We start from the raw sequence: 22,767 nt of genomic DNA on the forward strand, positions 1-22,767 counted from the left end.
AGGGCTTGCCCGCGAAGCTTTTTTGGCCTGAAACAGCCGATCTAGAGCGGAATTCAAGTAAATAGAATTTTTACTCTAAAAATGACTATTGGTGTTTATTGAGTCATGTTTATGACCGTAAGGGCCGCATTTGGCTCTAGGCGACCCTCGGCAAAGCTGCTACTCTCGGCGCGCTTTGTGACTTCTCGGCATCGATAAAAGCCGGACTCACCCCATAAAAAACACAGATAAATAATAATCGCATCAAATGCGGTACTGAATTCGCGTTGCTGAGGAGTAGGCTTCCATGATCGAAGACTTTTGGAAGGATAAGTACCCGGCTGGGATTGCTGCCGAGATCAATCCTGACGAGTACCCGAATGTTCAGACGGTATTGAAACAGTCTTGCCAACGATTCGCCAGCAAGCCGGCCTTCAGCAACCTCGGCAAGACACTCACCTACGGTGAGCTGTACGAACTGTCGGGTGCTTTTGCCGCTTACCTGCAACAGAACACCGACCTGCAGCCGGGCGATCGCATCGCCGTGCAGTTGCCCAACGTGCTGCAATATCCCGTCGCCGTATTCGGTGCCATTCGCGCCGGGCTGATCGTGGTCAACACCAACCCGCTGTACACCGCGCGGGAAATGGAACACCAGTTCAACGACTCCGGCGCCAAGGCCCTGGTGTGCCTGGCGAACATGGCGCACCTGGCCGAGGCCGTGGTGCCCAAGACCGGCGTCAAGCACGTGATCGTCACCGAAGTCGCCGACCTGTTGCCGCCGCTCAAGCGCCTGCTGATCAACAGTGTCATCAAGTACGTGAAGAAAATGGTCCCGGCCTATCACCTGCCCAAGGCCGTCAAGTTCAACGACGTGCTGAGCAAGGGCCGTGGCCAGCCGGTCAAGGAAGCCAATCCGTCCAGCGGCGACGTCGCCGTGCTGCAATACACCGGCGGCACCACGGGCGTGGCCAAGGGCGCGATGCTGACCCACCGCAACCTGGTGGCGAACATGCTGCAGTGCAGGGCGCTGATGGGCTCGAACCTCAATGAAGGTGGCGAGATCGTCATCACCCCGCTGCCGCTGTACCACATCTATGCCTTCACCTTTCATTGCATGGCGATGATGCTGAGCGGCAACCACAACATCCTGATCAGCAACCCGCGTGACCTGCCGGCGATGGTCAAGGAGCTGTCGAAGTGGAAGTTCAGCGCCTTTGTCGGCCTGAACACGCTGTTCGTGGCGCTGTGCAACAACGAGGCCTTCCGCAAGCTGGACTTCTCCGGGCTCAAGGTCACCTTGTCCGGCGGCATGGCCCTGCAACTGGCGGCGTCCGAACGCTGGAAGGCGGTGACCGGCTGTTCGATCTGCGAAGGCTACGGGATGACTGAAACCAGCCCGGTGGCTTCGGTGAACCCGAGCCAGAACATCCAGGCCGGCACGATCGGCATTCCGGTGCCCTCGACCCTGTGCAAGGTGGTCAACGATGCCGGGGAAGAACAGGCCCTGGGCGAAATCGGCGAGCTGTGCGTCAAGGGCCCGCAGGTGATGAAGGGCTACTGGCAGCGCCAGGACGCCACCGACGAGATCCTCGACAGCGAAGGCTGGTTGAAGACCGGCGATATCGCGGTGATCCAGCCGGACGGCTACATGCGTATTGTCGACCGCAAGAAGGACATGATCCTGGTGTCGGGCTTCAACGTTTATCCGAACGAGCTGGAAGACGTGCTGGCGACCTTGCCCGGCGTGCTGCAATGCGCGGCCATCGGCGTGCCGGACGAGAAGTCCGGGGAGGTCATCAAGATCTTCATCGTGGCCAAGCCGGGCGTGACCCTGACCAAGGACCAGGTGATGGAGCACATGCGCGCCAATGTCACCGGCTACAAGGTGCCCAGGTACGTCGAGTTCCGCGATGCGCTGCCGACCACCAACGTCGGCAAGATCCTGCGCCGCGAGCTGCGCGATGCCGAGCTCAAGAAGCTGGGCCTGAAAAAGACGGCCTGATCCCGCGAAACGACAAAGCCCCGCATTGCGGGGCTTTGTCGTTTATGGCATGCGCGACTCAGGGTTGCTGGAACTGCGCGAACCCCACGCCGGTACCCGCCGGCCGCACGTCCTTGAGGAACGAGTCCTTGTCGGCGCTCAGCTCCAGGCTCAGGGTCGGTCGGCGCTTGCCGGCGTTGCGCACCACCAGACCTTCCATCTTCTCGCGCAGGAACTGCGTCGTCACCTTCAGGTGCAACAACTGGTCGGTGCTCGGCGTGTACAGCAACAGATGCACCCATTCGTATTGCCCGATCGCCAGGCGAGCCACCGGGATATCGAACCACCAGATGTTCTTGTTGCGGTTCAGTTCGGTGAAATGACAGTTGTTGACGCCCAGCACCGCGCCGCCCAGTTCCTGGTTTCGGCGGGCGATGGCCTGCTTTTTATCGAGTTTCATGACTTTCCTACCGTTATCGATCTTCAGCGCCAGAGCCTGAATCTGCCGCGCATTCTCAGGGGTTGGCGGGCAAACATAAAGGCAAACCTGAGTTCTTCGATGAAAAGCCGTGCTGAAACTTCAAGGGAACGGATACCGCGGCCATCCCCGGATGGCCGTTTTCCCGTGGCGGCTACACTGCTTAGGATCGAGAAATGCTTTGAGGGTCGCCAACCGCGTTGCTTTGCGATAGAAAGACCATTATAGGAAAGCCCTTTGAGTCGCCTTGACTCGCTACCTTTATTTGCGGCGAAAGGAGACGCTATGATTTTCCCCGAATTGCGCGGGCTGCCCCTGCACCGCGTGATGATGCGCACGGTCACTGCCTTCGTCGCCGACGAAATGTCGACCTATGCTTCGGCACTGGCCTACCAGATGCTGTTTTCGCTGTTTCCCTTCCTGTTGTTCCTGATCGCCCTGATCGGTTTCCTCCACCTGCCGGACTTCTTCACCTGGCTGCGCCTGCAGTCGGCGCTGGTGTTGCCGCCCCAGGCGTTGGACCAGGTCAACCCGGTGATCGACCAGTTGCAGCAATCCAAGGGCGGCCTGCTCTCGGTGGGTATCGTCATTGCCCTGTGGACCGCCTCGGCCGGTGTGCGCCTGATGATGAGCGCGATGAACGCTGCCTACGATGTGGTCGAGGGGCGGCCGATCTGGAAGCGCTTCCCGCTGTCGGTCTTCTATACCGTCGGCATCGCCGTGATGCTGCTGGCCGCCGCCGCGTTGATGGTGCTCGGGCCGCAGGTGATGAGCTGGCTGGCGGGGCAGATCGGTATGGAGGAGTACGTCGTCACCCTCTGGACCTGGTTGCGTTGGCCGGTGGTGGTCCTGCTGCTGATGTTCGCCGTGGCCCTGATGTACTACGCGATGCCGGATGTGAAGCACAAATTCCGCTTTATCTCTCCGGGCTCCGTGCTGGCGGTGGTGGTGTGGATCGTCGCCTCCCTGGGCTTCGGCTACTACGTGAAAACCTTCGCCGACTACAATGCAATGTATGGCAGTATCGGAGCGATCATCGTGCTGCTGCTGTACTTCTATATCTCCGCGGCGGTCCTGCTGCTGGGGGCGGAAATGAATGCGGTGATCGAACACATGTCGTCCGAAGGCAAGCATCCCGGCGAAAAGGACCTCCAGGCGCACGACGACAAAATGCCCATCTCCGGACTGGGGCGGGACCACTCCCTCAAACCGACTACTGACGAAGCCTGATCATGATCCGTGAAATCCTGAAAATGGGCGATGAGCGCCTGTTGCGCGTCGCCCCGCCGGTGCCGCCGGAAATGTTCAACAGCAAGGAATTGTGGGACCTGATCGACGACATGTTCCAGACCATGGAGCATGTCGGTGGCGTTGGTCTGGCCGCGCCACAGATCGGCGTCGACCTGCAGCTGGTGATCTTCGGTTTCGAGCACAGCGAGCGTTACCCGGATGCCGAGGCGGTGCCGCAGACCATCCTGATCAACCCGCTGATCACGCCCCTGGGGCCGGAGCTGGAAGAGGGCTGGGAAGGCTGCCTCTCGGTGCCGGGCCTGCGCGGCGTGGTGCAGCGCTACTCGCGTATCCGTTACGAAGGCTACACGCCCAATGGCGCGCCGCTGGTGCGCACTGCGGAGAGTTTCCATGCCCGTGTCGTGCAGCACGAATGCGACCACCTGATCGGGCGTCTGTACCCGTCGCGGATCAGCGACTTCAGTCGATTCGGTTTCACCGACGTGCTGTTCCCCGACCTGGCCCCGGCGGACGAGTGACCGCCCCAGGCTTCGAGTCACGGGTAAATGGGGTGTCGATCCATACCCAGGGCGATCATCGGCTTGCTGCGTGAGTAGCGGGCCAGGCGCTCCGCCAGTGGCTGTGGCAGGGCCGGGGCGCCATGGAATCCCAACCGTTCATAGAACCCGAGCAGGTCGGGATGGCAGAACAGCCAGACCGGGCCGTCGCAGTCGCCGAGGGCCTGTTGCAGCAACTGCGCGGCGATCCCCCGACCGCGCCATTGCGGGGCGACGAACAGCCCGGTGAGCCAATGCCCCTGGGCGATGGGCGTCAACGAGAGCCCGCCGATGATTTCCCCTTGCCTGGCGACCCACAGTTGCCCGTCGCTGGCCGAGCGCATCGGTGAGTGGTGCGCTCGGTAGAACTTGTTCAGCAGGGGCCGCAGGGGGGGCGCGAGTCGCTCGTAGTTGGGATTGGGCATGGGATTTGTCGGTGGAGGAGGCAGGCGCCGGATTATAAGGAGCCGAAGTGGCCGGATGGGTCTATACCTTAATCTACATCCACCGTGGAGTACGCATCATGAGCAAGAGTCTGGATGCAAAAAAAGCCGCCAAGAAGAAACCGATCAGGAGCGCCGATGAAAAGCGCGCAGCAAAGAGAGCGAAGAAGGTGGACGTCTTCGGTCACTGAGGGTTCCAACGATATAACCAATCGATCTGCAAGATTTTTCCTCGGTAATGCACATCAGGAGAGAACGCCGGGGTTTATCCATCGGCTGAACCTGTGTGAAGCCGAACGATGCCCAATTACCTCGATATTGCTCAACGCGAAGAAATCCTGCAGTTGCACCAAACCTTCACCGGTCGTACCGAATGGCCAACCTGGCTATTGCTGATCGGCGTCTACCTGGGCTGGTTGGCCGTGGTGCTGGCCAGCCCCCGGCTGGGCCTGTGGCCGAGCACCGTCCTGCTGATCCCCATCGTCACGCTCTGGATGTCGGTGCAGCATGAACTGCTGCATGGCCATCCGACGCGTTTCGTCTGGCTGAACAAGCTCATGGGTTATGCGCCGTTCGCCGTCTGGTACCCCTACACCCTGTATCGCGACAGCCACCTGTTGCATCACCGCGACGAGGACCTGACCTTGCCGGGTGTCGATCCGGAAAGCCGCTACTTCGGCCAGCAGGACTGGCAGGGCCGTTCAGCCCTGGAGCGCGGCGTGCACTATTTAAACAAGACGGTCCCTGGGCGCCTGTTGCTGGGTGCGCCGCTGGCGCTGTTCGGCCTGGCCAGGGAAGAAGGCAGGCGCCTGCGGCGCGGCGACCGCCAGGCCTGGCTGATGTGGCTGACCCACGGCACGCTGGCCCTGCTGATGCTGGCGTTCATCGTTCACTACAGCATTATCCCAGCCTGGCATTACCTGCTGCTGATCAGCGTTCCGGCGCTGTCGGTGGGAGCGCTGCGGTCTTTCTATGAACACCGCCCGAGTGCCTTGCCGCACCAGCGCACGGTGCTCAACGAAGCGGGCTGGCCCTGGCGCTGGCTGTTCCTCAACCTGAACCTGCACCTGGTGCACCACGACCTGCCGAAGCTGCCCTGGTATTTCCTGCCACGGGTCTATCGCGCGCGGCGCGCGGCGTGGTTGGCGCGTAGCGGTGGCTACCTGGTAAAAGGCTATGGCGAGCTGGCGCGACAACATGCGCTGAAGGTTGTCGATAGCCCACGGCATCCGTTTGCCTGAGGAAGGTTCATGACTCATCGTTATGCCGAACTGCCGATGTACGTTGCCCCCGGCGAAGTGCAGGAGGCCAACGAGCGCTGGATCGAGCGGATTGTGGCAAGGCTCGGCGTCAGCCGTCGTTCGGCCCGGGGCCTGGACTTGATGCAACTCTGGCTGTCACCGCAGCTGTTGTTCACCCAGACCTGCGGCTACCCGCTGATGACCCTTTTGCGGGGGCAGGTCAAGCTGATCGGACGTCCGCGTTATGAACTGGAGCACGCTTCGGGCGGCGATCATTGCAGCCTGTTGCTGAGCCGTGAGCGGGAGGGGCGTCGGACGCTGGAAGACTTCCACGGCAGTCGTGGGGTGATCAACGACGAGGGCTCCAACAGCGGGATGAACCTGCTGCGCCAGCGTCTGGCGCCCTTGCACCGGGATGGTCGGTTCTTCGCCAGTGTCGGGCAGAGTGGTGCCCACCGCGAAAGCCTGCGCTGGTTGCGCGAGGACCTGGCCGACCTGGCGGCGGTGGACAGCGTGACCTTTGCTTATCTCGCGCGTTTTGCGCCCCATGAGGTGGCCGGCTTGAGGGTGGTGGCGCGCAGCGCCTTGAGTCCGTGCCTGCCTTACATTGCCCCTGTCGAGTCGAGCGTCGAGGACATCGAGCGCATTCGTGCGGCAATGAACCAGGCGCTGCGCGAGCTTCCCGATGTCGCGGCCACGCTGGGGTTGGGCGAGGTGTTGCCGGCGAGCGAGGCGGACTATCAGGTCCTGCTGGATTATCGGGATCAGGCCCAGGCACTGGGGTTTGCTCACTTGCGCTAGCGGTGCCAGAGATGACCGGCAGGGCGTAGCCTTTCACGCATAAACTAACTTATAGGAATATAAAAATAGTTTTTAAGTATTATTAAAGAATAAGTCGTGTTGGTAGGATTCTGCCACCGGACCACCGGACATACAGCGCACCCCTCTTGAATTGGAGCCACTATGTCCGGCGCCGACACACCTCACCGCGATTACGTGGGCGGATTGTTCCGTAGTCATTACCCATGGCTGTGCACCCGTTTGCGCCGCCACCTGGACTCCAGCGCCAGCGCCGAAGACATCGCCGCCGACACCTTCGTCCAACTGCTGATGGCCCCCGACGCCGGGCCGATCCGCCAGCCGCGGGCCCTGCTGACCACCATCGCCCAGCGCCTGATCTACCAGCTCTGGCGTCGCCGCGATCTGGAACGCGCCCATCTCGATGCCTTGCAACAGCTCCCCGACGCCGAAGGGTCATCTCCCGAAGATCAGGCCCGGATGCTCGAAGCCCTGGAAAACATCGACAGCCTGCTCGACGGCCTGCCGGACAAGGTCAAGGCCACTTTCCTGCTGTCCCGGGTCAACGGCCTGACCTATCCCGAGATCGCCGCCGAGCTGGGTATTTCCCAGCGCTCGGTCAGCGACTACATGGCCCGGGCCGGCCACACTGCTACCTGCCAGCGGCGGCGCCGCAGGGAGGGCCGTTGCACTCGGCTGAGTGACAGCTTCTGACGGCCATGGGCCGGATGAATCCCAGTGGAACGCAATGACCCGACCTGAAATCCCAACCACCACGAGGTGAACATGAAATCCATCAAGACCCTGTTTGGCGGCTCCCTACTGGCCCTGAGCCTGTTGGCCCAGCCCGCACCCGCCGCCGAAAATAACGCCCTGATCCACTTCGGTGACATCACCTGGGAAAGCGGCAGCCTGATCACCGAAGTCCTGCGGCTGATCGTCGAGAAAGGCTACGGTTATTCCACCGATACCTTGCCCGGCAGCACCGTGAGCCTGGAAGCCGCCCTGGCGAAAAACGATATCCAGGTCATCGGCGAAGAATGGGCCGGACGCAGCCCGGCCTGGGTCAAGGCCGAAAACGAAGGCAAGGTGTTCGGCCTCGGCGACACGGTCAAGGGCGCCACCGAAGGCTGGTGGGTGCCGGAATACGTGATCAAGGGCGACCCGGCGCGCGGCCTCAAGCCACTGGCGCCGGACCTCAGGTCGGTGGCCGACCTGCCACGCTACAAGGACGTGTTCCGCGACGCCGAAGACCCGTCCCGCGGACGCTTCCTCAACAGCCCCAGCGGCTGGACCTCGGAGATCGTCAACAGCCAGAAACTCAAGGCCTATGGCCTGAGCGACAGCTTCGTCAACTTCCGCACCGGCTCCGGCGCGGCGTTGGATGCGGAGGTCACGGCTTCGGTCAGGCGCGGTAAGCCGGTGCTCTTCTACTATTGGTCGCCGACCCCGCTGCTGGGCCGCTTCAACCTGGTGAAGCTGGAAGAGCCGCCGTTCGACGCCGAGGCCTGGAAGACCCTGGCCGATGCCAGCAACCCGAACCCGCGGGGTACCCGTTCGATGCCGGCGCACCTGGCGATCGGCGTGTCCGCGCCGTTCAAGGCGCAGTACCCGGAACTGGTGGAGTTCTTTGCAAAAGTCGACCTGCCCATCGACCTGCTGAACCGCACCCTGGCCGAAATGGGCGAGAAACGCCTGCCGCCGCGCCAGGTCGCCGAAGCTTTCCTGCGTGAGCAGCCGCAGGTCTGGAACGCCTGGGTGCCCTCGACGGTGGCCCAGCGTGTGAGCACCAGCCTGTGAGGCTCAAGCGTCTGGGCCGGCTGCCGGGCTTGTTTGCGGTGTAGCTGGCGTTGATCGAGGCGCGGGGTGTTACGCCAGTTCCACCGCCAGCGCGGCGATCACCGCCGGACGCTGGTCGATTCGCGCCATGAACCGCTGCAACGCCGGCCACGGCTCCAGGTCCAGGCCAAGGAGGGCCGTCCAGCGCAGCACGGTGAACAGGTAGGCATCGGCCACGCCGAAGTGTTCGCCCAGCAGATAGTCATGCTGTTCCAGCGTGCGGCTCAGCAGGGCGAAACGCTTGTACAGCTTCTCCCGGAAAATCGCTTTCACCGCGTCCGGTATCGCACTGTTGAACAACGGCCCCATCCCGCCATGCACTTCGCCGGAAATGAAATTCAGCACTTCCTGCAAGCGCGAGCGCTCCCAACTGCCATTGAGCGGCGCCAGCCCGGCCTCGGGCTTGAGGTCGGCGAGAAACTGCACGATGGCCGTGCCTTCGGTGAGCACCCGGCCATCTTCCAGCTGGAGGGCGGCCACGTAGCCCTTGGGATTGATCTTGAGGAAGTCTTCGCCGTGTTCGGTGACTTTGCTCTGGTTGTCGACTCGCACCAGTTCGAAGGGCAGGCCGAGTTCACGCAGGACGATATGCGGTGACAGCGAGCAGGTTTGTGGGACGTAGTACAGCTTCATGGCAATCGGACTCCCTGAATAAGAACCGTGTTCAGCCTTGACGGCTTTGGCGAGCGGCAGTGTCATCCTTGCCATCGACCTGGGTAAAATTAATTCTTGAGAAAACAGCCATAAGGTCAGCTACTGTCATGATGAATCTGCTGCATTGGCGCCTGCTGGTGGCGGTGCTCGATACCGGTACCCTGACCCGCGCCGCCGAACAGGTCGGCATGACGCAATCGGCGGCCAGCCAGGCGTTGGCGGCGATGGAGCAGACCCTGGGCGTCCAGCTGTTCACCCGTCACGCCCGCCAGTCATTGCCTACCGCCATCGGCCTGCAGGTTCTCGAGCAGGCTCGGATAATGCTCACCGCCCTGAAAACCATCCGCCGGCAGGTCGACAGCGATAAAGGACTGATCGACGGCAGCATTCGCCTGGCGAGCTTTCCCATGGTCCTGAGCACCTTGCTGCCACCGCTGTTGCGTCAGTTCCGCCAGCGTCATCCCGGTATCGAAGTCGTGGCTCTGGAGGTCAGCGACCATGAAGTGCAGGCCATGCTCGCCAATGACACCGTGGATGTCGGCGTGGTGCTCAACCCCGATATCGCAAGCGGCGCCCTGGAGTTGGGGCGCGATGCCTGGGTCGCTGTGGTCCCGATGGGCCATCGGCTGGCCGCCAGGGGCGTCGATGGCTGCGTGAGCCTGGCCGAGCTGGTCGTCGAACCCTTCGTGCTGGCGACCGGCGGTTGCGCGGTCAACGCGCGGAGCATTGCCGCCGAAATCGGTCTGTCGCTTCAGGACGTGCGCGTCGAGGTCCGTGAGTGGAGCAGCGCCTATGCCCTGGTGCGGGAAAACCTCGGTGTGACGCTGGTCCCCGAACTGGCCCTGCCCGCCGGACGCAGGGGCCTGCGGGTACTGCGCCTGGAGGCGACGATCGAGCGCCGCTTCGGCTTGCTGCCGTCGGCGGCGGGCGCGCGCTCGGCGGCAGTGCGGGCCTTGTTCGAGATGTTGCGCTGATTTGACGCTTGCCGGAACAGCGTCAGTCCCGGCGCCGATGGGTTACTTCGTGGCCAGGAAGGCGCCGGCCATCTGCTGGTCGACAGGGCTGGCCTGGTTATCCGCGGTCTTCGCGTTGAACTCCAGCTTGAGGCGTTCGGCGATCTTGTCCTCGATGCCTTTCTGTTTTTCCGGCGACAGGCTTTTCAGGCTGTCCTCGGTCAGGCCCTGTTCCTTGAGGAGCTGTTCGCGGATGCGCTGGGCCACCGGCTTGTTCATGTAGTCCTTGAATTCCTTCGTCGCGTTGCTGTCGTTGCTCGCGATGGCGGCGGGGGCCGTGCGGGTCGTCGGCGCCGTGGCGGTCAGGGTCGCCGGGGCCGCGACATTCGGCACCGCGGCCTGCAGGTGCACACGGGTCTTGGCGAAGGCCGCGTTGAGGTTGTCGGCGATCTTGTCCGCGGCGTTCTGGGTACCGGGTGCGCTGGTGGCCGTGGCGGCCGCCTGGGCATTCTGGATAAAGCCACTGGACAGCGCGCTGGCGGCGGCGGTGGTCGGATCCAGGTCCGCACGATGGCTGGGTTGAATCACCGGGTTGTTACGGGCATTGACCAACATGGGATAAACACCTGAATGTGAGTACAGGGCCGATGCCAGCAATTTGTATGCCTGTTGGTACAAAGTCGGCCTTATCAAGGTCTTCCGGATACATCATGGCTGAAAACGCCGCGGCAAGCGGAGAGGCCTTGCCGCATCGATTGCCGCTTCCGGCAGGGCGGTTCCGGGTTTCAGTGAAGCGGCAGGCCGAACTCGCGGAAAGCGTCGTCCACCGGTTGATAACCCAGTACCTGGGTGGTTTCGCTCAGGTCCAGGCGCTTGAAGCGGTTGTTGGAGATGGCGTGGGCTACCAGGTGCTGCACGCCTTCCACCTCGATCGCCCGCTGCAACAACTGCACGGCGTCGCGCGGGCTGAGCCAGGCACTCAGGTCGCGGCGGGTGCGCAGGTCATGATCATCGGGAAACTCGAAGGCACCGACGCGCAAGACAATGGTCGATAATCCGCGCTTGGCCGAATAGAACGCACACAGCGCTTCGCCATAACATTTACTTACCCCGTACAGATTGGCCGGCATCACCGGCATCCCCGGGGTGATCTGTCGATCCATCGGGTAACCCTCGATGGCCTGGGCGCTGCTGGCGAACACCACGCGCTTGCACTGGGCGCGCGCGGCGGCCTCGAGCAGGTAGGTGGTGGCCAGGATATTGTTCGGCAGCAGTTCCTCGAAGGACGAATCCGCAAAAGGAATACCCGCCAGGTGCACCACCACGTCGATGCCCTCGACCAGGGTCGCCAATTCATCCTTGTCGGCCATGTCCAGGCGGATGAAGCGGTGATCGCCGATGGCAAAGTCCGGTTGGTGGCGGTCGGCGAGGACAAAATCGTAGCGGTGTTTTGCCGCCTGGAAAAACGTCTTGCCGATGCGGCCACAGGCACCGGTCAGCAACACCTTGAGTGGGTTCATTCTGACTTCCATGTTGTTTTTATGACGACCAGATGAATGATTCGTGACGATTGAAGATAGACCATGGCCACGAATCTGTCGGCTCGATAAATCTCTAGCCCGAGGTTCGCATGGCGTTTTAGGATAGTGGCCCGCTGCTTTAATCCAACGCTCAGAGGTCCCCGCTAGATGCACAAGGCATTACGTAGATTCGGCTGCATGGCCGGGTTGTTGACGCCGTTCTGGTTAGTTGTGGGGGTGGCCCTGGCCGGTGCCCTGTATCCGGGCTACAGCCATCTCAATCAGGCCATGAGTGAGTTGGGCGCGCTGGGTGCGCCGACCCACGAGTTGTCGCCGTTGATCAACAACCTGCCGCTGGGGCTGTTGTTCTTCGCTTTCGGTGTGACGGTCTTTGCCTGTTTCGAAGGGCGCGGCCTGGCCCAGATCAGTGGTGTGCTGATTGCGCTGCATGGCATTGCCAGCCTGTTCACCGGTTACTTTTCCTGCGACGCGGGCTGCGGACTGCAGAACCCGTCCTTCAGCCAGACCGTGCACAACAGCGCGGGCCTGGTGATGTTTCTGACCCTGGTGATCGCCAACGCATTGTGGGTGTACCTCGCCGCTCGGTTGCTGGGCTCCAGGGCGTTCGCCTGGTTTTCCCTGGCGTGCACCCTGGTGGCCTTGGCGGCGTTGCCCTTGATGGGACTGGCGGTGGCGCAAGGGGAGGGGTTCGGCCTGTACCAGCGCCTGAACTACGGCGCTTCGGTGGTGTGGATCGGGGTGTTTGCGGGGTTGTTGCTGGCGCGGGAAAAGCGTCGGATCGAACAGGATTGATGTCGGGCATGCCCCTGCGGACAGGGGCGTGATCCAGGCTCCTACCGCGGGTCAACTGCTCTCGCGCACCATCAGTTCAAAGCCCATGTCCTGCACCGGTTGGGCGACCGGATTACCGGCCATCAAACTCAGCATCTGCTCCGCCGCCCGCCGGCCGACAGCCTCCCGGGGCGTGCGGATGCTGCTCAGGCGCGGCACCATGAAGGCCGAGCCGGGCAGGTCGTTGAAGCCCACCACCGCGACCTGTTCCGGCACCTTGATACCACAGCGCATGGCCTCCAGCAGGGCGCCCTGGGCCAGGTCGTCGTTACCGAAGAAGATCCCGTCGACCTGCGGATGGCTGTGCATCAGTTGCAGGAACAGTTCTCCGCCCAGGCCCACCGACGAAGGGCGCGGCGTCAGCAGTTCCAGATCCGGGTGATACAGCCCTGCCGCCTGCAGCGCGTGGCGAAAGCCTTCGCCGCGCAGCAGGGTGCGCTGGTCCAGCTGCGCGCCGATGTAGGCCAGGTGCTTGCGTCCTCGGGAGATCAGGTGCTCGGCCGCCGTGGCGCCGGCGCTCTGTTGCGAGAAGCCGACGCAGTTCACCCCGGCACCGGGGTCCAGGTCCATCATGTAGACGCAGGGCACGTTGCTCGCCTCGATCATCCGCCGCGCGCTTTCCGAACGATCGAAGCCGGTCAGCAACAGGCCCCGTGGCTGGTAGGCCATGTAGTTGCGCAGCAGGTTTTCTTCTTCGTCGCGGGAATAGTGATAGTTGCCGATCAGCACTTCGAAGCCCCGGGGCCGCAGCACCGAGTGAATGGCTTCCAGGGTGTCGATGAACAACAGGTTGGACAGCGACGGCACCAGCACCACCACCGAATGGCTCTGGGCTGAGGCCAGGGCGCGGGCGGCCGGATTGACCACGTAGTTCAATTCCTCCGCCGCGTGTCGGACCTTTTCCACCAGTTCCGTGGCCACGCTGCTGATGCCGCGCAGGGCCCGCGACGCGGTGATGGGACTGACGCCGGCCAGGCGCGCGACTTCGCTGAGGGTAGGGCGTCCCGTGGTACGGGTATTCCTGTCGTTTTTCGTGGAGGTCATCGGACGGCTTGCCAAACAAAATTCAAGGCACTAAGGTAGCGCTGTCTCGACGAGCCTGCAATTGCCTGAGTGTGATCGACCTGAATCGCGCCCGGTGTCGTCGGACGGTTGTTGCAACCCGTGGTACCGCACCACCCCATAAAAATGACAAGAAAGCGTCGGCAGTTTGCGTTTTGTGCTTTGCTTTCCCTGTAATGAAAGCTCTGACAAAGACAGCGCTGTCTGCGTGTCGAGGTGTTACATGAGTCAACCCATCACTGCCCTGGTCATCATGGGCGTCTCCGGTTGCGGCAAGTCCAGTGTGGGCGAGGCCCTGTGCCGGCTCAACGGCGCGGCCCAGATCGAAGGCGACAGTTTTCACCCCGCCGCCAATATCGCCAAGATGAGTGCCGGCATTCCCCTGACCGATGACGACCGTGCCGGCTGGCTCGACAGCCTGTGCGACGAGTTGCGGCGGGTCCTGGCGACCGGCCAGCACCCGGTGCTGACCTGTTCGGCGCTCAAGCACAGTTACCGTGAACGCCTGCGCCGCGCCGCGCCGGGCCTGGGCTTCGTGTTTCTCGAACTGAACCGCGAAGTCGCCGCCGAGCGGGTGGCGCATCGTCCGGGGCATTTCATGCCCTCGACCCTGATCGACAGCCAGTTCGCCACCCTTGAATCGCCGGTCGGCGAGCCCCTGACCCTGGCCCTGGACGCTTCCACCCAGAGCGTCGAACGCCTGGCGCAGTCGGCCCATCGCTGGTGGCAGGCACACGGGTTGGACCGCTCGGCCTGATTTTCGCCTGGAAAAGATAGCGCTGTCCCAGTCGGCTATCGTCAAACAACGCACCGCATAAAAACAACAAGCAGGAGACACCTTATGTTCGGACTGTCCCACGAGACCTATCTGTTGCTGGATGCAGTGGTCACGATTATCGGGCTGATCGTGTTGATCACCCGCTTCAAGATTCACCCCTTCATCGGCCTGATCATCGCCTCGGCGTTTCTCGGCCTGACCTCGGGCATGCCCGCGGACAAGATCATCAAGGCTTTCCAGGACGGTTTCGGCGGCGTGCTGGGCTTTGTCGGGATCATCCTGGCGCTGGGTACGATGCTCGGCAAGATGATGTCCGATTCCGGCGGCGCCGATCAGATCGCCCAGACCCTGATCCGTGCCTTCGGCAAGGAGCGGGTGCAGTGGGCGATGATGTGCTCGGCGTTCCTGGTGGGCATTCCGCTGTTCTTCGAGATCGGCTTCGTGCTGCTGATTCCGCTGGTGTTCATCGTCGCGCGGCGCACCGGTGTGCCGCTGATCAAGATCGGCATTCCGCTGCTGGCCGGGCTCTCGGCGGTGCACGGTCTGGTGCCGCCGCATCCGGGGCCGCTGCTGGCCATCGGGGTGTTCAACGCCGATATCGGCAAGACCATTTTCTACGGCCTGATCGTCGCCTTGCCGACCGCTATCATCGCCGGGCCGATCTTCGGCACCTTCATTGCCCGGTACATCCCGGGCAACCCGTCGCAGGAATTGGTCGACCAGTTGGCCCGTGAGCCGCAAGTGACGGCGCTGCCGAGCTTCGGCGTGACCCTGGTCACCGTGCTGCTGCCGGTGTTCCTGATGCTGCTCAAGACCTTCGCCGACATTGCCCTGCCGGACGGGCATTTCTTCCGGATCTGGATGGACATGATCGGTCACCCGATCAGTGCCTTGCTGCTGGCGCTGCTGTTGGCGCTGTACACCTTCGGCAAGCGCCAGGGCATGGATTCCAAGCGCGTGCTCAAGCTGCTGGACGCCAGCCTGGCGCCGACGGCGGCGATCATCCTGATCATCGGTGCCGGGGGTGGCTTCAAGCAGATGCTGGTGACCAGCGGCGTGGGCGATGTGATCGGGCATATCGCCGTGAATGCGCAGATTTCGCCGATCCTGCTGGCCTGGCTGGTGGCGGCGGTGATCCGCGTGGCCACGGGTTCGGCAACGGTGGCGACCATTACCGGGGCGGGCATCGTGATGCCGGTGGTGGACCTGATTCCAGGGGTGAACCGCGAATTGCTGGTGTTGGCGACGGGGGCGGGGTCGTTGATCCTGTCGCACGTCAACGATGCCGGGTTCTGGCTGGTCAAGCAGTACTTCAACATGACCGTGGCCGAGACGTTCAAGACCTGGACGGCCATGGAGACGATTCTGTCGGTGGTGGGGCTGGTGTTTATCCTGCTGTTGTCGCTGGTGGTCTGAACGATTCGGGGCCGACACCTGTGGCAGGTGTCGGCCCCGATCCTGTGGCAGACCCGTTCGCTACGCAGGTTATTCCGCAGCGGTTTTCTTCAGCAGACCATCGGCCCGGAACATCCCGCGAATCCCGCGCACGGCCTGGCGGATGCGGTCCTGGTTTTCAATCAGGGCGAAACGCACATGATCGTCACCGTACTCGCCGAAGCCGACCCCCGGCGATACGCAGACCTTGGCTTCGGCCAGCAGTTTCTTGGCGAACTCCAGCGAGCCCAGATGGGCGTAGGCCTCGGGTATCTTCGCCCAGACGTACATCGAGGCCTTGGGGTTCTCGACCATCCAGCCCAGTTCGTGCAAGCCTTTGACCAGCACGTTGCGGCGTTGGCGGTACTGCTCGGCGATGTCCCGGACACACTGCTGGTCGCCTTCCAGCGCGGCGATGGCCGCCACCTGCAAGGGGGTGAAGGTGCCGTAGTCGTGGTAGCTCTTGATCCGCGCCAGGGCGCTGACCAATTCCGGATTGCCGACCATGAAACCGATACGCCAGCCGGCCATGTTGTAGCTCTTGGACAGGGTGAAGAATTCCACCGCGATGTCCTTGGCGCCCGGCACCTGCATGATCGACGGGGCTTTCCAGCCGTCATAGACGATGTCGGCATACGCCAGGTCGTGGATCACCAGGACGTCGTACTGCTTGGCCAGGGCGATCACCCGCTCGAAGAAATCCAGTTCCACGCACTGCGCGGTGGGGTTCGAGGGGAAACCGAGAATCATCATCTTCGGCTTGGGGATGGAGCCACGGATGGCTCGTTCCAGTTCGGCGAAGAAGTCCACGCCTGGCACCAGCGGTACCGAGCGGACCTGGGCGCCGGCGATCACCGCGCCGTAGATATGGATCGGGTAGCTGGGGTTGGGCACCAGCACCGTGTCGCCCTGGTCGAGGGTGGCGAGCATCAGGTGGGCCAGACCCTCTTTCGAACCGATGGTGACGATGGCTTCGCTTTCCGGGTCGATATCGACCTGGTAGCGATCCTTGTACCAGTGGGAAATCGCCCGACGCAGCCGTGGGATACCCTTGGACGTGGAGTAGCCGTGGGTGTCTTCGCGCTGTGCGACGGTGACCAGTTTTTCGACGATATGCGGCGGGGTGGCGCCGTCGGGGTTACCCATGCTCAGGTCGATGATGTCTTCGCCACGACGACGGGCGGCCATCTTCAGCTCGGCGGTGATATTGAATACGTAGGGGGGAGTCGATCAATGCGCGCAAAGCGGCGCGGCGAACCTGGGGTTGCCATGTAAACCTCTGACACGTAAGCGCCCGGAACCGTCCGAGCGACGTTGGCCACTGCGGTGGCCTGCGGGGCTGACAATAAGGGGGATGCTGGCCATCTGTCCAGATGGCTTGCGGAAAATATTTCCGACGGCGGACAAGTGCCGGGTCGGTCAAACGGCACGGCCATTTGCTTCTATACTGCCTCCGGAGTCGTTCCCCATATGGAGTTTTCACCCATGGACGCAGCACATAACCTTGGCTACATGTATACCTTGCCAGAGCCACGTTTCGAGCATGGTCATTTTCGATTGATCGCCGGCCTGGGCGCGCGTTTTACCGCCGAGACCTCGGGCGCCATCCCCGACCTGTGGGATGCTTTTGTGCCGCACATCGGAAAAGTCCCCAGCCAAGTGGGTGAAGTGACGTACGGTATCTGCTGCAATCCGGATGGTCAGGGCGGCTTCGAGTACATCGCCGGAGTGCAGATCAGCAAGCTCGACGACCTGCCCGAGCTGTACCGCTGGGTAGAGTTGCAGGACCAGCACTACGCGGTCTTCGAACATCAAGGCTCGCTGGAAACCCTCAAGCAGACATTCGAGTTCATCTGGAACGACTGGTTGCCGCAGTCCGGCTACCAGGCGGCGGATGCGCCGGAGTTCGAACGCTACAGCGCCGATTTCAATCCGGAAAAAGGCACCGGCACGGTGGAGATCTGGGTGCCGATCAAGGCCTGAGCCCGCACGACCTACGTTCTCCTTCGGCATAGGGGAGCGGGTTTCCCTATGCCCTTTCAATGTCCTTCCTTGTTGTCCTTTTGCGTTTTGGTCGCACGCCAGAAGTCGAGGTAGAGGGTGATCATACCGAACACGCTGATGCCCGACAGCATGAGCAGGCCGATCTGGGTATGGGTCATGACAAGTCTCCGGAAAACACCGCATCAGGCGGCGACCTGCAGAGAAATAGTCGAAAACCCGGGCAAATGACATCGACTATATGAAAGCTTTACGGGGTGTTCGCGCAACAATATGGGGCGAATACGAAGTGGGCTGAAATCGTCGTTCCGATGCCGCCAACCACTCTCTCGACCCCGTCGTCGGCTTTCGATCAACGGGACGTTCGGCTGCGTAATGTCCATTGAACCGCCGGTACTTTTACGTATTCCAGCAAGGAATGCATTGCATTAAAAACATGAATTTTCTTTATTTTCGCAGGGCGACTACCTTGGGCTGAAGTCCCCGCCAAGAAGAGAAAGCCCATGTCGTCCGAACACCTGGATTCTGCTCGGAAATTCGATGTGTCCCGTGCCGATGAATACGCCGAGCAAAGCCGCATCGCCCTGGCTGGTTATGACGCCTGTCACGAGTTGGTCGCCTGCATGCTGGCGGCCAGCCTGGGCAGCGGGCGCGAGGCGAGGATTCTGGTGGTGGGGGCCGGTGGTACCGCCCAGGAAATCCTGACGGCGGCGGCGCTTGAGCCGCTTTGGCGGTTCACTGCGGTCGACCCCTCGGCACCGATGCTTGAGTTGGCACAGGCCAGCCTTCAGGCACAGGGGCTGCTTGCGCACACGCGGGTATTCCTGGGTACGGTCGAGGAACTGACCGACGAGCCGCCCTATGATGCCGCGACCCTGATCGGTGTGTTGCATCACCTGCCCGGCGATCAAACCAAGCACGACATCCTCAAGGCGATTGCCACCCGGCTAAAACCGGGAGCCCCGTTGATTGTGGCGGGCAACCATCAGGCCTATGCCAGCCAGCCGTTGTTGTTGGCGGCCTGGGGCGAGCGCTGGCGTCAGCAGGGCGCGAGTGCCGATGCCGTTCGCGCCAAGCTTGGCAAGATTCTCCAGGGTGCCGATCCGCCACACTCGGAGGCGGCGGTTCAGCACTTGCTCGAGGAGGCCGGATTCGGCGCCGCGACGCGGTTCTTTTCCAGCCTGTTCTGGGGCGCCTGGGTGGCATCGAGGAGCGCCGTATAACCGATATGACGTTGCCTTTCCCCAGGTGCTACGTGCTCAGTTGCCGTAACAGCGAATCAACGCCGAATGGGTGGCGTAGCGTCCAGAGACCAGGATCTTGCCATCCGGCTGCAACTCCAGGTTGGAGAGGTAGCTGGTGGAGTCGCCGATGTAGATCAGGCGGCTGATCCCGTTATCGCCAAAATAAGGATCCAGTTCGCCGTTGCTCAAATGGCGCATCAACCAGCAGCGGCTGCCGCTGTTGATATGACCGGCACTGACGATTTTCCCGTCCTCCTGCACCGCCAGGGCGAAGGATATATCCAGTTCCGGCAGCTCCCAGGGCACCCCGGCATTGAAGGTATCGTCCAGCTTGCCGTCGGCGCTGACGCGGGTGAGCAGGGCGATGTTGTGGGTGAGATCCGCGGAGCCGGTGACGACGATTTTCTGATCGGGCTGCACGGCGATATCGAAAAACGCGGCGTTGCCGTCGCGGGCCGGCTCCAGCTCCAGATAGCCGGCGCAGCCGAAGGTCTTGTCCGGCAGGCCGGTGGCCCCGTAGCGCATCAGCATGGCCTTGCGGCCGCGTCGACCGGCCACGATCAGCTTGCCATCGGCCTGGACCTGAACCGCCTCGAAGGCGATGTTCGGTTCCGGTGCCGTGACCACCCCGCAGGTGCCGAAGCGCAGGTCGAAACTGCCGCTGCGGTCGAGACGCACGATAACGTCGCGTGCCGGCTCGCCCACGGCGCTGTTCCTCAGGGCCAGGACGATAAAGCCGTCCTGGGGTTGCACGGTGAGTCGGCGGCCATAGCCGGTCCAGGGCGCCGTGTAAGGCAGGGTGACCTGACCGTTATCGCCGAAGTCGGGGTCCGGGGCGCCGGTTTCAGTGATACGAGCGCAGAAGACCTGTTCACCGGAGCGGAAGTGGCCGAGCAAGAGGAATTTGTCATCTTCGTCGACGACAGCCTTGATCAGTCTTCGGCTGGAACTTCCGAGTGATTGGGCGAAGTCATTATAGTAAAGGCCGTCTTCGCTGAAGTCGGCCTGGGTGATACTTTCCGGGCGGTCTTCATGTACGCCGATAAACCGATGACGGCCGTCGGGCCGCAATAAAGAGGGACCGACAAAGCCAGGACCTCTTTCTGAAAAAATAACCAGACCGTCGCGGTGTTCACCAAATTCCAGATCAAATTTTCCGGCGCTGCCGGGCCGTTTGATGACCGCGGAGGGCGAGGTTTTTGGGGCGTTGTTCGAGATTCGACTTTGTGCATCCATGGGTATTGAGTCCTTTCAGTTTATTAAATGGCCACTTGAGTTAAATAACGGTTTATCAAGTAGCGGCACGTCGGCTTCCTGATGAAGTAGCGACGTGATCGATTTAATAACTGGAAGGCGAATTTGCCCAGCGCTCAAGTTTTACTGTAAATGACCAACTGATCTCATAGTTATGGCCACCCACAACTTCAAAGTGCCAAGGCCAATCTTCGTTCGCCGCGGTAGGCTTCGCCGGTATCGACCCAACCCTGTTTCAGGTAAAGGTTCATTGCTGCTTTGTTATCCGTTCCTACCGACAGCAGTAACTCACGGGTCTGCGGCCAGGCCCGGCGTGCCGCTTCGGGCAGGGCTTGCAGGCAGGCCACGCCGAAACCCCGGCCTTGCACCTGTCTGTCGACTTGCAGGGCATGCAGGGTGGCGCTGCCTGCGCCGGCCCAGTGCGGAACGAAAGGGTGGCGCTTGAGCAACAGGAAGGCCACCGGCATGTCCTCGTCGAGCAGGACCAGACCCAGCACACCGTCATGGGACTTGCGCGGCAGGGAGTGCAGGGCCGACTGGATGTCACCGCAAAACTGCAGTTGTTCAGGATGGACTTCGAGGCCCACGAGCTGCTCTCGCTGAAGGGCGGTCAGATCGGCATAGTGGGCCAGTCGGGGATGCGTGACGGTTCTCACAGCGGCAGGTCTTTTTTCTGGTAGCAGAGGGCGGATTCTATCGGCTTTGTCAGGCTTGATATTATTTTTCCAGCGACTTTTCACGCCTGTCGATTTCGCTCGCTCCCAGGCGACTATTCGTACACCTGCTGATCGTCGATGGCCTTCGCCAAAGCTCGAAACAGCAGCCATAGTTGCTCGACCGCCCTGGAGACACTCCATGAAATACCTATGCCTGATCTACAGTAACGAAGAGCTGATGCATTCCCACCCCGACAGTCCCCAGGACCCCGAGTGCCTGGCCTATGCCCAGTCGATCCAGGCCAGTGGCCGAATACTTGCCGCCGAGCCGCTGGAGTCGGTGAGCACCGCCACGACGGTGCGCATGCGTGGCGGCAAGCTGTCCATCGTCGACGGGCCGTTTGCCGAGACCAAGGAGCAACTGGCCGGGTTCTATCTGGTGGAGGCCCGCGATCTCAACGAAGCCTTGCAGATTGCCGGCCATATCCCGGCCGCACGGGTGGGCAGCGTGGAAGTGCGGCCGGTGCGGGCGCTCAATCTGGGGTTGCCGGATTGACCCTCGAAGCCGATAGCGTCAAGCAGCAGGTCGAGGCGGTTTATCGACAGGAGTCACGGCGGATCCTGGCGACCCTGATCCGTTTGCTCGGGGATTTCGACCTGGCGGAGGAGGCCTTGCACGAAGCCTTCTTCATCGCCGTCGAACGCTGGCAGCGCGATGGCGTGCCGGCCAATCCCCGTGCCTGGCTGGTCTCCACCGGGCGTTTCAAGGCCATCGATGTGCTGCGCCGACGGGCACGTTTTGCCGCGTCCCGGGAGCAGTTGATCGCCCAGGCCGAAGCGCTGGAGCAGGGTGAATGGTGCGACGAGGACGTCGAGGACGATCGGCTGCGGCTGATCTTTACCTGCTGTCACCCGGCGCTGTCGGCGGATGCCCAGGTGCCACTGACGTTGCGCGAAGTCTGCGACCTGACCACGGAAGAAATTGCCCGGGCCTTTCTTTCCAGCCCCTCGACCATCGCCCAGCGCATTGTCCGGGCCAAGACCAAGATTCGCGATGCGAAGATTCCTTACCAGGTGCCTTCCCGGGCGGAGTTGCCTGAGCGCCTGGACAGTGTGTTGCGGGTTATCTACCTGGTGTTCAACGAGGGCTATTCGGCATCCCTGGGAGCCAACCTGACCCGCGATGACCTGACGGCGGAAGCCATTCGCCTTGGGCGCCTGTTGCTGGAGTTGTTGCCCGATCCCGAGGTCATGGGCTTGCTGGCGTTGATGCTGCTGCATGAGTCGCGGCGCCAGGCGCGGGTCTCCGGGAGCGGGGAACTGGTGCTGCTCGATGCCCAGGATCGCTCGTGCTGGAACCCGGTGCTGATTGCCGAAGGCTGTGCCCTGGTGGAGCGCGCACTGGCCACGGGACGTTTCGGGCCCTACGGCTTGCAGGCCGCGATAGCCGCCGTGCATGCCGAGTCGGCGACGGCCGAGGACACCGACTGGCGGCAGATTGTCGGGCTCTATGACCTGTTGCTGCGGGTGGTGCCCTCGGCGGTGATAGAACTCAATCGGGCGGTAGCGGTAGCCATGCGTGACGGCCCCCTGGCGGGGCTTGAACTGGTGGAGGGCATCCTCGGGCGCGGCGAATTGCTGGACTATCATCTGGCGCATTCGGCGCGGGCGGATTTCTGCCGGCGGCTGGGGCGGGTGGAACAGGCGCGCGAGGCTTATCAGCGTGCGCTGGAATTGACGCAGCAGGCGCCGGAGCGGCGTTTTATCGAGCGCCGGCTGGAGGAGTTGAAGGGCGCCGGGTAGAGTAGGG

General features: G+C 62.2%; 24 protein-coding genes and 1 pseudogene. 15 read left to right on the plus strand and 10 right to left on the minus strand.

The annotated features are described in order from the left end of the window. Positions 1 to 286: 286 nt before the first annotated feature. On the plus strand, positions 287 to 1,984 hold the full coding sequence (gene fadD1 / locus NUH87_RS23700; RefSeq protein WP_338522908.1) for a long-chain-fatty-acid--CoA ligase FadD1: 1,698 nt from the start codon (positions 287 to 289) through the stop codon (positions 1,982 to 1,984). Positions 1,985 to 2,042: 58 nt separating this feature from the next. Here the strand turns inward: fadD1 and NUH87_RS23705 are convergent, their stop codons facing one another. After that, positions 2,043 to 2,423: a hypothetical protein gene (locus tag NUH87_RS23705; protein WP_338522909.1), complete on the minus strand. Its 381-nt coding sequence runs from the start codon at positions 2,421 to 2,423 to the stop codon at positions 2,043 to 2,045. A gap of 303 nt (positions 2,424 to 2,726) precedes the next feature. Between NUH87_RS23705 and NUH87_RS23710 the strand changes: the two genes are divergently transcribed. Further along, a complete protein-coding gene (locus tag NUH87_RS23710; RefSeq protein WP_338522910.1) occupies positions 2,727 to 3,671 on the plus strand; it encodes a YihY/virulence factor BrkB family protein in 945 nt (314 codons plus the stop codon). A 2-nt stretch (positions 3,672 to 3,673) separates the two neighbouring features. Further along, positions 3,674 to 4,210 (plus strand): peptide deformylase, encoded by a 537-nt coding sequence (gene def / locus NUH87_RS23715; RefSeq protein WP_338522912.1) that lies wholly within the window; start codon positions 3,674 to 3,676, stop codon positions 4,208 to 4,210. Between the two features lie 17 nt (positions 4,211 to 4,227). Here def and NUH87_RS23720 read toward each other — a convergent pair whose 3' ends face one another. Next, positions 4,228 to 4,653 (minus strand): GNAT family N-acetyltransferase, encoded by a 426-nt coding sequence (locus NUH87_RS23720; protein WP_338522913.1) that lies wholly within the window; start codon positions 4,651 to 4,653, stop codon positions 4,228 to 4,230. 317 nt (positions 4,654 to 4,970) lie between these two features. Between NUH87_RS23720 and NUH87_RS23725 the strand changes: the two genes are divergently transcribed. The 4 genes from NUH87_RS23725 to NUH87_RS23740 all read left to right on the plus strand — a co-directional run bounded on the left by NUH87_RS23725 (position 4,971) and on the right by NUH87_RS23740 (position 8,510). Continuing rightward, positions 4,971 to 5,912 (plus strand): fatty acid desaturase, encoded by a 942-nt coding sequence (locus NUH87_RS23725; protein ID WP_338522914.1) that lies wholly within the window; start codon positions 4,971 to 4,973, stop codon positions 5,910 to 5,912. 9 nt (positions 5,913 to 5,921) lie between these two features. Continuing rightward, positions 5,922 to 6,713: a phosphate/phosphite/phosphonate ABC transporter substrate-binding protein gene (locus NUH87_RS23730; protein ID WP_338522915.1), complete on the plus strand. Its 792-nt coding sequence runs from the start codon at positions 5,922 to 5,924 to the stop codon at positions 6,711 to 6,713. 162 nt (positions 6,714 to 6,875) lie between these two features. After that, positions 6,876 to 7,424: a sigma-70 family RNA polymerase sigma factor gene (locus NUH87_RS23735; RefSeq protein ID WP_338522916.1), complete on the plus strand. Its 549-nt coding sequence runs from the start codon at positions 6,876 to 6,878 to the stop codon at positions 7,422 to 7,424. Positions 7,425 to 7,496: 72 nt separating this feature from the next. Continuing rightward, complete coding sequence (locus NUH87_RS23740) at positions 7,497 to 8,510, plus strand: ABC transporter substrate-binding protein (RefSeq protein WP_338522917.1); 1,014 nt, start codon at positions 7,497 to 7,499, stop codon at positions 8,508 to 8,510. 69 nt (positions 8,511 to 8,579) lie between these two features. Here the strand turns inward: NUH87_RS23740 and gstA are convergent, their stop codons facing one another. Then, positions 8,580 to 9,182: a glutathione transferase GstA gene (gene gstA, locus NUH87_RS23745; protein ID WP_338522918.1), complete on the minus strand. Its 603-nt coding sequence runs from the start codon at positions 9,180 to 9,182 to the stop codon at positions 8,580 to 8,582. Positions 9,183 to 9,310: 128 nt separating this feature from the next. On the opposite strand from gstA, the gene NUH87_RS23750 reads away from it, so the two are divergent. Beyond that, entirely contained in the window at positions 9,311 to 10,177 is an 867-nt protein-coding gene (locus NUH87_RS23750) for a LysR family transcriptional regulator (protein ID WP_338522919.1), read from the plus strand. Between the two features lie 42 nt (positions 10,178 to 10,219). Here the strand turns inward: NUH87_RS23750 and NUH87_RS23755 are convergent, their stop codons facing one another. Further along, positions 10,220 to 10,771: a hypothetical protein gene (locus NUH87_RS23755; RefSeq protein ID WP_338522920.1), complete on the minus strand. Its 552-nt coding sequence runs from the start codon at positions 10,769 to 10,771 to the stop codon at positions 10,220 to 10,222. Positions 10,772 to 10,941: 170 nt separating this feature from the next. Further along, entirely contained in the window at positions 10,942 to 11,676 is a 735-nt protein-coding gene (locus NUH87_RS23760; RefSeq protein ID WP_338522921.1) for an NAD(P)-dependent oxidoreductase, read from the minus strand. 168 nt (positions 11,677 to 11,844) lie between these two features. Here NUH87_RS23760 and NUH87_RS23765 point away from each other — a divergent pair, with 168 nt between their 5' ends. Beyond that, on the plus strand, positions 11,845 to 12,489 hold the full coding sequence (locus NUH87_RS23765; RefSeq protein WP_338522922.1) for a DUF998 domain-containing protein: 645 nt from the start codon (positions 11,845 to 11,847) through the stop codon (positions 12,487 to 12,489). A 51-nt stretch (positions 12,490 to 12,540) separates the two neighbouring features. Here NUH87_RS23765 and NUH87_RS23770 read toward each other — a convergent pair whose 3' ends face one another. Continuing rightward, positions 12,541 to 13,572 (minus strand): LacI family DNA-binding transcriptional regulator, encoded by a 1,032-nt coding sequence (locus NUH87_RS23770; protein ID WP_338522924.1) that lies wholly within the window; start codon positions 13,570 to 13,572, stop codon positions 12,541 to 12,543. A 241-nt stretch (positions 13,573 to 13,813) separates the two neighbouring features. Here NUH87_RS23770 and NUH87_RS23775 point away from each other — a divergent pair, with 241 nt between their 5' ends. Continuing rightward, on the plus strand, positions 13,814 to 14,347 hold the full coding sequence (locus NUH87_RS23775; RefSeq protein WP_338522925.1) for a gluconokinase: 534 nt from the start codon (positions 13,814 to 13,816) through the stop codon (positions 14,345 to 14,347). 84 nt (positions 14,348 to 14,431) lie between these two features. Then, positions 14,432 to 15,784 (plus strand): GntP family permease, encoded by a 1,353-nt coding sequence (locus NUH87_RS23780; RefSeq protein WP_338522926.1) that lies wholly within the window; start codon positions 14,432 to 14,434, stop codon positions 15,782 to 15,784. A gap of 69 nt (positions 15,785 to 15,853) precedes the next feature. On the opposite strand, the pseudogene alaC reads toward NUH87_RS23780, so the two are convergent. Further along, positions 15,854 to 17,073, minus strand: a pseudogene (gene alaC / locus NUH87_RS23785) (alanine transaminase). Between the two features lie 214 nt (positions 17,074 to 17,287). Here alaC and NUH87_RS23790 point away from each other — a divergent pair. Next, complete coding sequence (locus tag NUH87_RS23790) at positions 17,288 to 17,785, plus strand: GyrI-like domain-containing protein (protein WP_338522927.1); 498 nt, start codon at positions 17,288 to 17,290, stop codon at positions 17,783 to 17,785. A gap of 56 nt (positions 17,786 to 17,841) precedes the next feature. Here NUH87_RS23790 and NUH87_RS23795 read toward each other — a convergent pair whose 3' ends face one another. Beyond that, complete coding sequence (locus NUH87_RS23795) at positions 17,842 to 17,964, minus strand: hypothetical protein (RefSeq protein ID WP_280806661.1); 123 nt, start codon at positions 17,962 to 17,964, stop codon at positions 17,842 to 17,844. Positions 17,965 to 18,306: 342 nt separating this feature from the next. On the opposite strand from NUH87_RS23795, the gene NUH87_RS23800 reads away from it, so the two are divergent. Next, entirely contained in the window at positions 18,307 to 19,026 is a 720-nt protein-coding gene (locus NUH87_RS23800) for a class I SAM-dependent methyltransferase (protein ID WP_338522928.1), read from the plus strand. Between the two features lie 36 nt (positions 19,027 to 19,062). On the opposite strand, the gene NUH87_RS23805 is transcribed toward NUH87_RS23800, so the two are convergent. Further along, entirely contained in the window at positions 19,063 to 20,118 is a 1,056-nt protein-coding gene (locus NUH87_RS23805; RefSeq protein ID WP_338522929.1) for a hemolysin, read from the minus strand. Positions 20,119 to 20,471: 353 nt separating this feature from the next. Beyond that, complete coding sequence (locus NUH87_RS23810; RefSeq protein WP_338522931.1) at positions 20,472 to 20,957, minus strand: GNAT family N-acetyltransferase; 486 nt, start codon at positions 20,955 to 20,957, stop codon at positions 20,472 to 20,474. Positions 20,958 to 21,156: 199 nt separating this feature from the next. Between NUH87_RS23810 and NUH87_RS23815 the strand changes: the two genes are divergently transcribed. Continuing rightward, on the plus strand, positions 21,157 to 21,513 hold the full coding sequence (locus tag NUH87_RS23815) for a YciI family protein (protein WP_338522932.1): 357 nt from the start codon (positions 21,157 to 21,159) through the stop codon (positions 21,511 to 21,513). Continuing rightward, entirely contained in the window at positions 21,510 to 22,760 is a 1,251-nt protein-coding gene (locus tag NUH87_RS23820) for an RNA polymerase sigma factor (RefSeq protein WP_338522933.1), read from the plus strand. Before NUH87_RS23815 ends, NUH87_RS23820 begins: the two co-directional genes overlap by 4 nt. The last annotated feature ends 7 nt before the right edge of the window (positions 22,761 to 22,767 follow it).

Source organism: Pseudomonas batumici (assembly GCF_036585405.1).
Lineage (GTDB): Bacteria > Pseudomonadota > Gammaproteobacteria > Pseudomonadales > Pseudomonadaceae > Aquipseudomonas > Aquipseudomonas batumici.

Bases quoted from the DNA above. Each gene is read 5' to 3' on its own strand.
- fadD1 (WP_338522908.1), top strand. From the start codon at position 287: ATGATCGAAGACTTTTGGAAGGATAAGTACCCGGCTGGGATTGCTGCC.
- NUH87_RS23705 (WP_338522909.1), bottom strand. From the start codon at position 2,423: ATGAAACTCGATAAAAAGCAGGCCATCGCCCGCCGAAACCAGGAACTG.
- NUH87_RS23710 (WP_338522910.1), top strand. From the start codon at position 2,727: ATGATTTTCCCCGAATTGCGCGGGCTGCCCCTGCACCGCGTGATGATG.
- def (WP_338522912.1), top strand. From the start codon at position 3,674: ATGATCCGTGAAATCCTGAAAATGGGCGATGAGCGCCTGTTGCGCGTC.
- NUH87_RS23720 (WP_338522913.1), bottom strand. From the start codon at position 4,653: ATGCCCAATCCCAACTACGAGCGACTCGCGCCCCCCCTGCGGCCCCTG.
- NUH87_RS23725 (WP_338522914.1), top strand. From the start codon at position 4,971: ATGCCCAATTACCTCGATATTGCTCAACGCGAAGAAATCCTGCAGTTG.
- NUH87_RS23730 (WP_338522915.1), top strand. From the start codon at position 5,922: ATGACTCATCGTTATGCCGAACTGCCGATGTACGTTGCCCCCGGCGAA.
- NUH87_RS23735 (WP_338522916.1), top strand. From the start codon at position 6,876: ATGTCCGGCGCCGACACACCTCACCGCGATTACGTGGGCGGATTGTTC.
- NUH87_RS23740 (WP_338522917.1), top strand. From the start codon at position 7,497: ATGAAATCCATCAAGACCCTGTTTGGCGGCTCCCTACTGGCCCTGAGC.
- gstA (WP_338522918.1), bottom strand. From the start codon at position 9,182: ATGAAGCTGTACTACGTCCCACAAACCTGCTCGCTGTCACCGCATATC.
- NUH87_RS23750 (WP_338522919.1), top strand. From the start codon at position 9,311: ATGATGAATCTGCTGCATTGGCGCCTGCTGGTGGCGGTGCTCGATACC.
- NUH87_RS23755 (WP_338522920.1), bottom strand. From the start codon at position 10,771: ATGTTGGTCAATGCCCGTAACAACCCGGTGATTCAACCCAGCCATCGT.
- NUH87_RS23760 (WP_338522921.1), bottom strand. From the start codon at position 11,676: ATGAACCCACTCAAGGTGTTGCTGACCGGTGCCTGTGGCCGCATCGGC.
- NUH87_RS23765 (WP_338522922.1), top strand. From the start codon at position 11,845: ATGCACAAGGCATTACGTAGATTCGGCTGCATGGCCGGGTTGTTGACG.
- NUH87_RS23770 (WP_338522924.1), bottom strand. From the start codon at position 13,572: ATGACCTCCACGAAAAACGACAGGAATACCCGTACCACGGGACGCCCT.
- NUH87_RS23775 (WP_338522925.1), top strand. From the start codon at position 13,814: ATGAGTCAACCCATCACTGCCCTGGTCATCATGGGCGTCTCCGGTTGC.
- NUH87_RS23780 (WP_338522926.1), top strand. From the start codon at position 14,432: ATGTTCGGACTGTCCCACGAGACCTATCTGTTGCTGGATGCAGTGGTC.
- NUH87_RS23790 (WP_338522927.1), top strand. From the start codon at position 17,288: ATGGACGCAGCACATAACCTTGGCTACATGTATACCTTGCCAGAGCCA.
- NUH87_RS23795 (WP_280806661.1), bottom strand. From the start codon at position 17,964: ATGACCCATACCCAGATCGGCCTGCTCATGCTGTCGGGCATCAGCGTG.
- NUH87_RS23800 (WP_338522928.1), top strand. From the start codon at position 18,307: ATGTCGTCCGAACACCTGGATTCTGCTCGGAAATTCGATGTGTCCCGT.
- NUH87_RS23815 (WP_338522932.1), top strand. From the start codon at position 21,157: ATGAAATACCTATGCCTGATCTACAGTAACGAAGAGCTGATGCATTCC.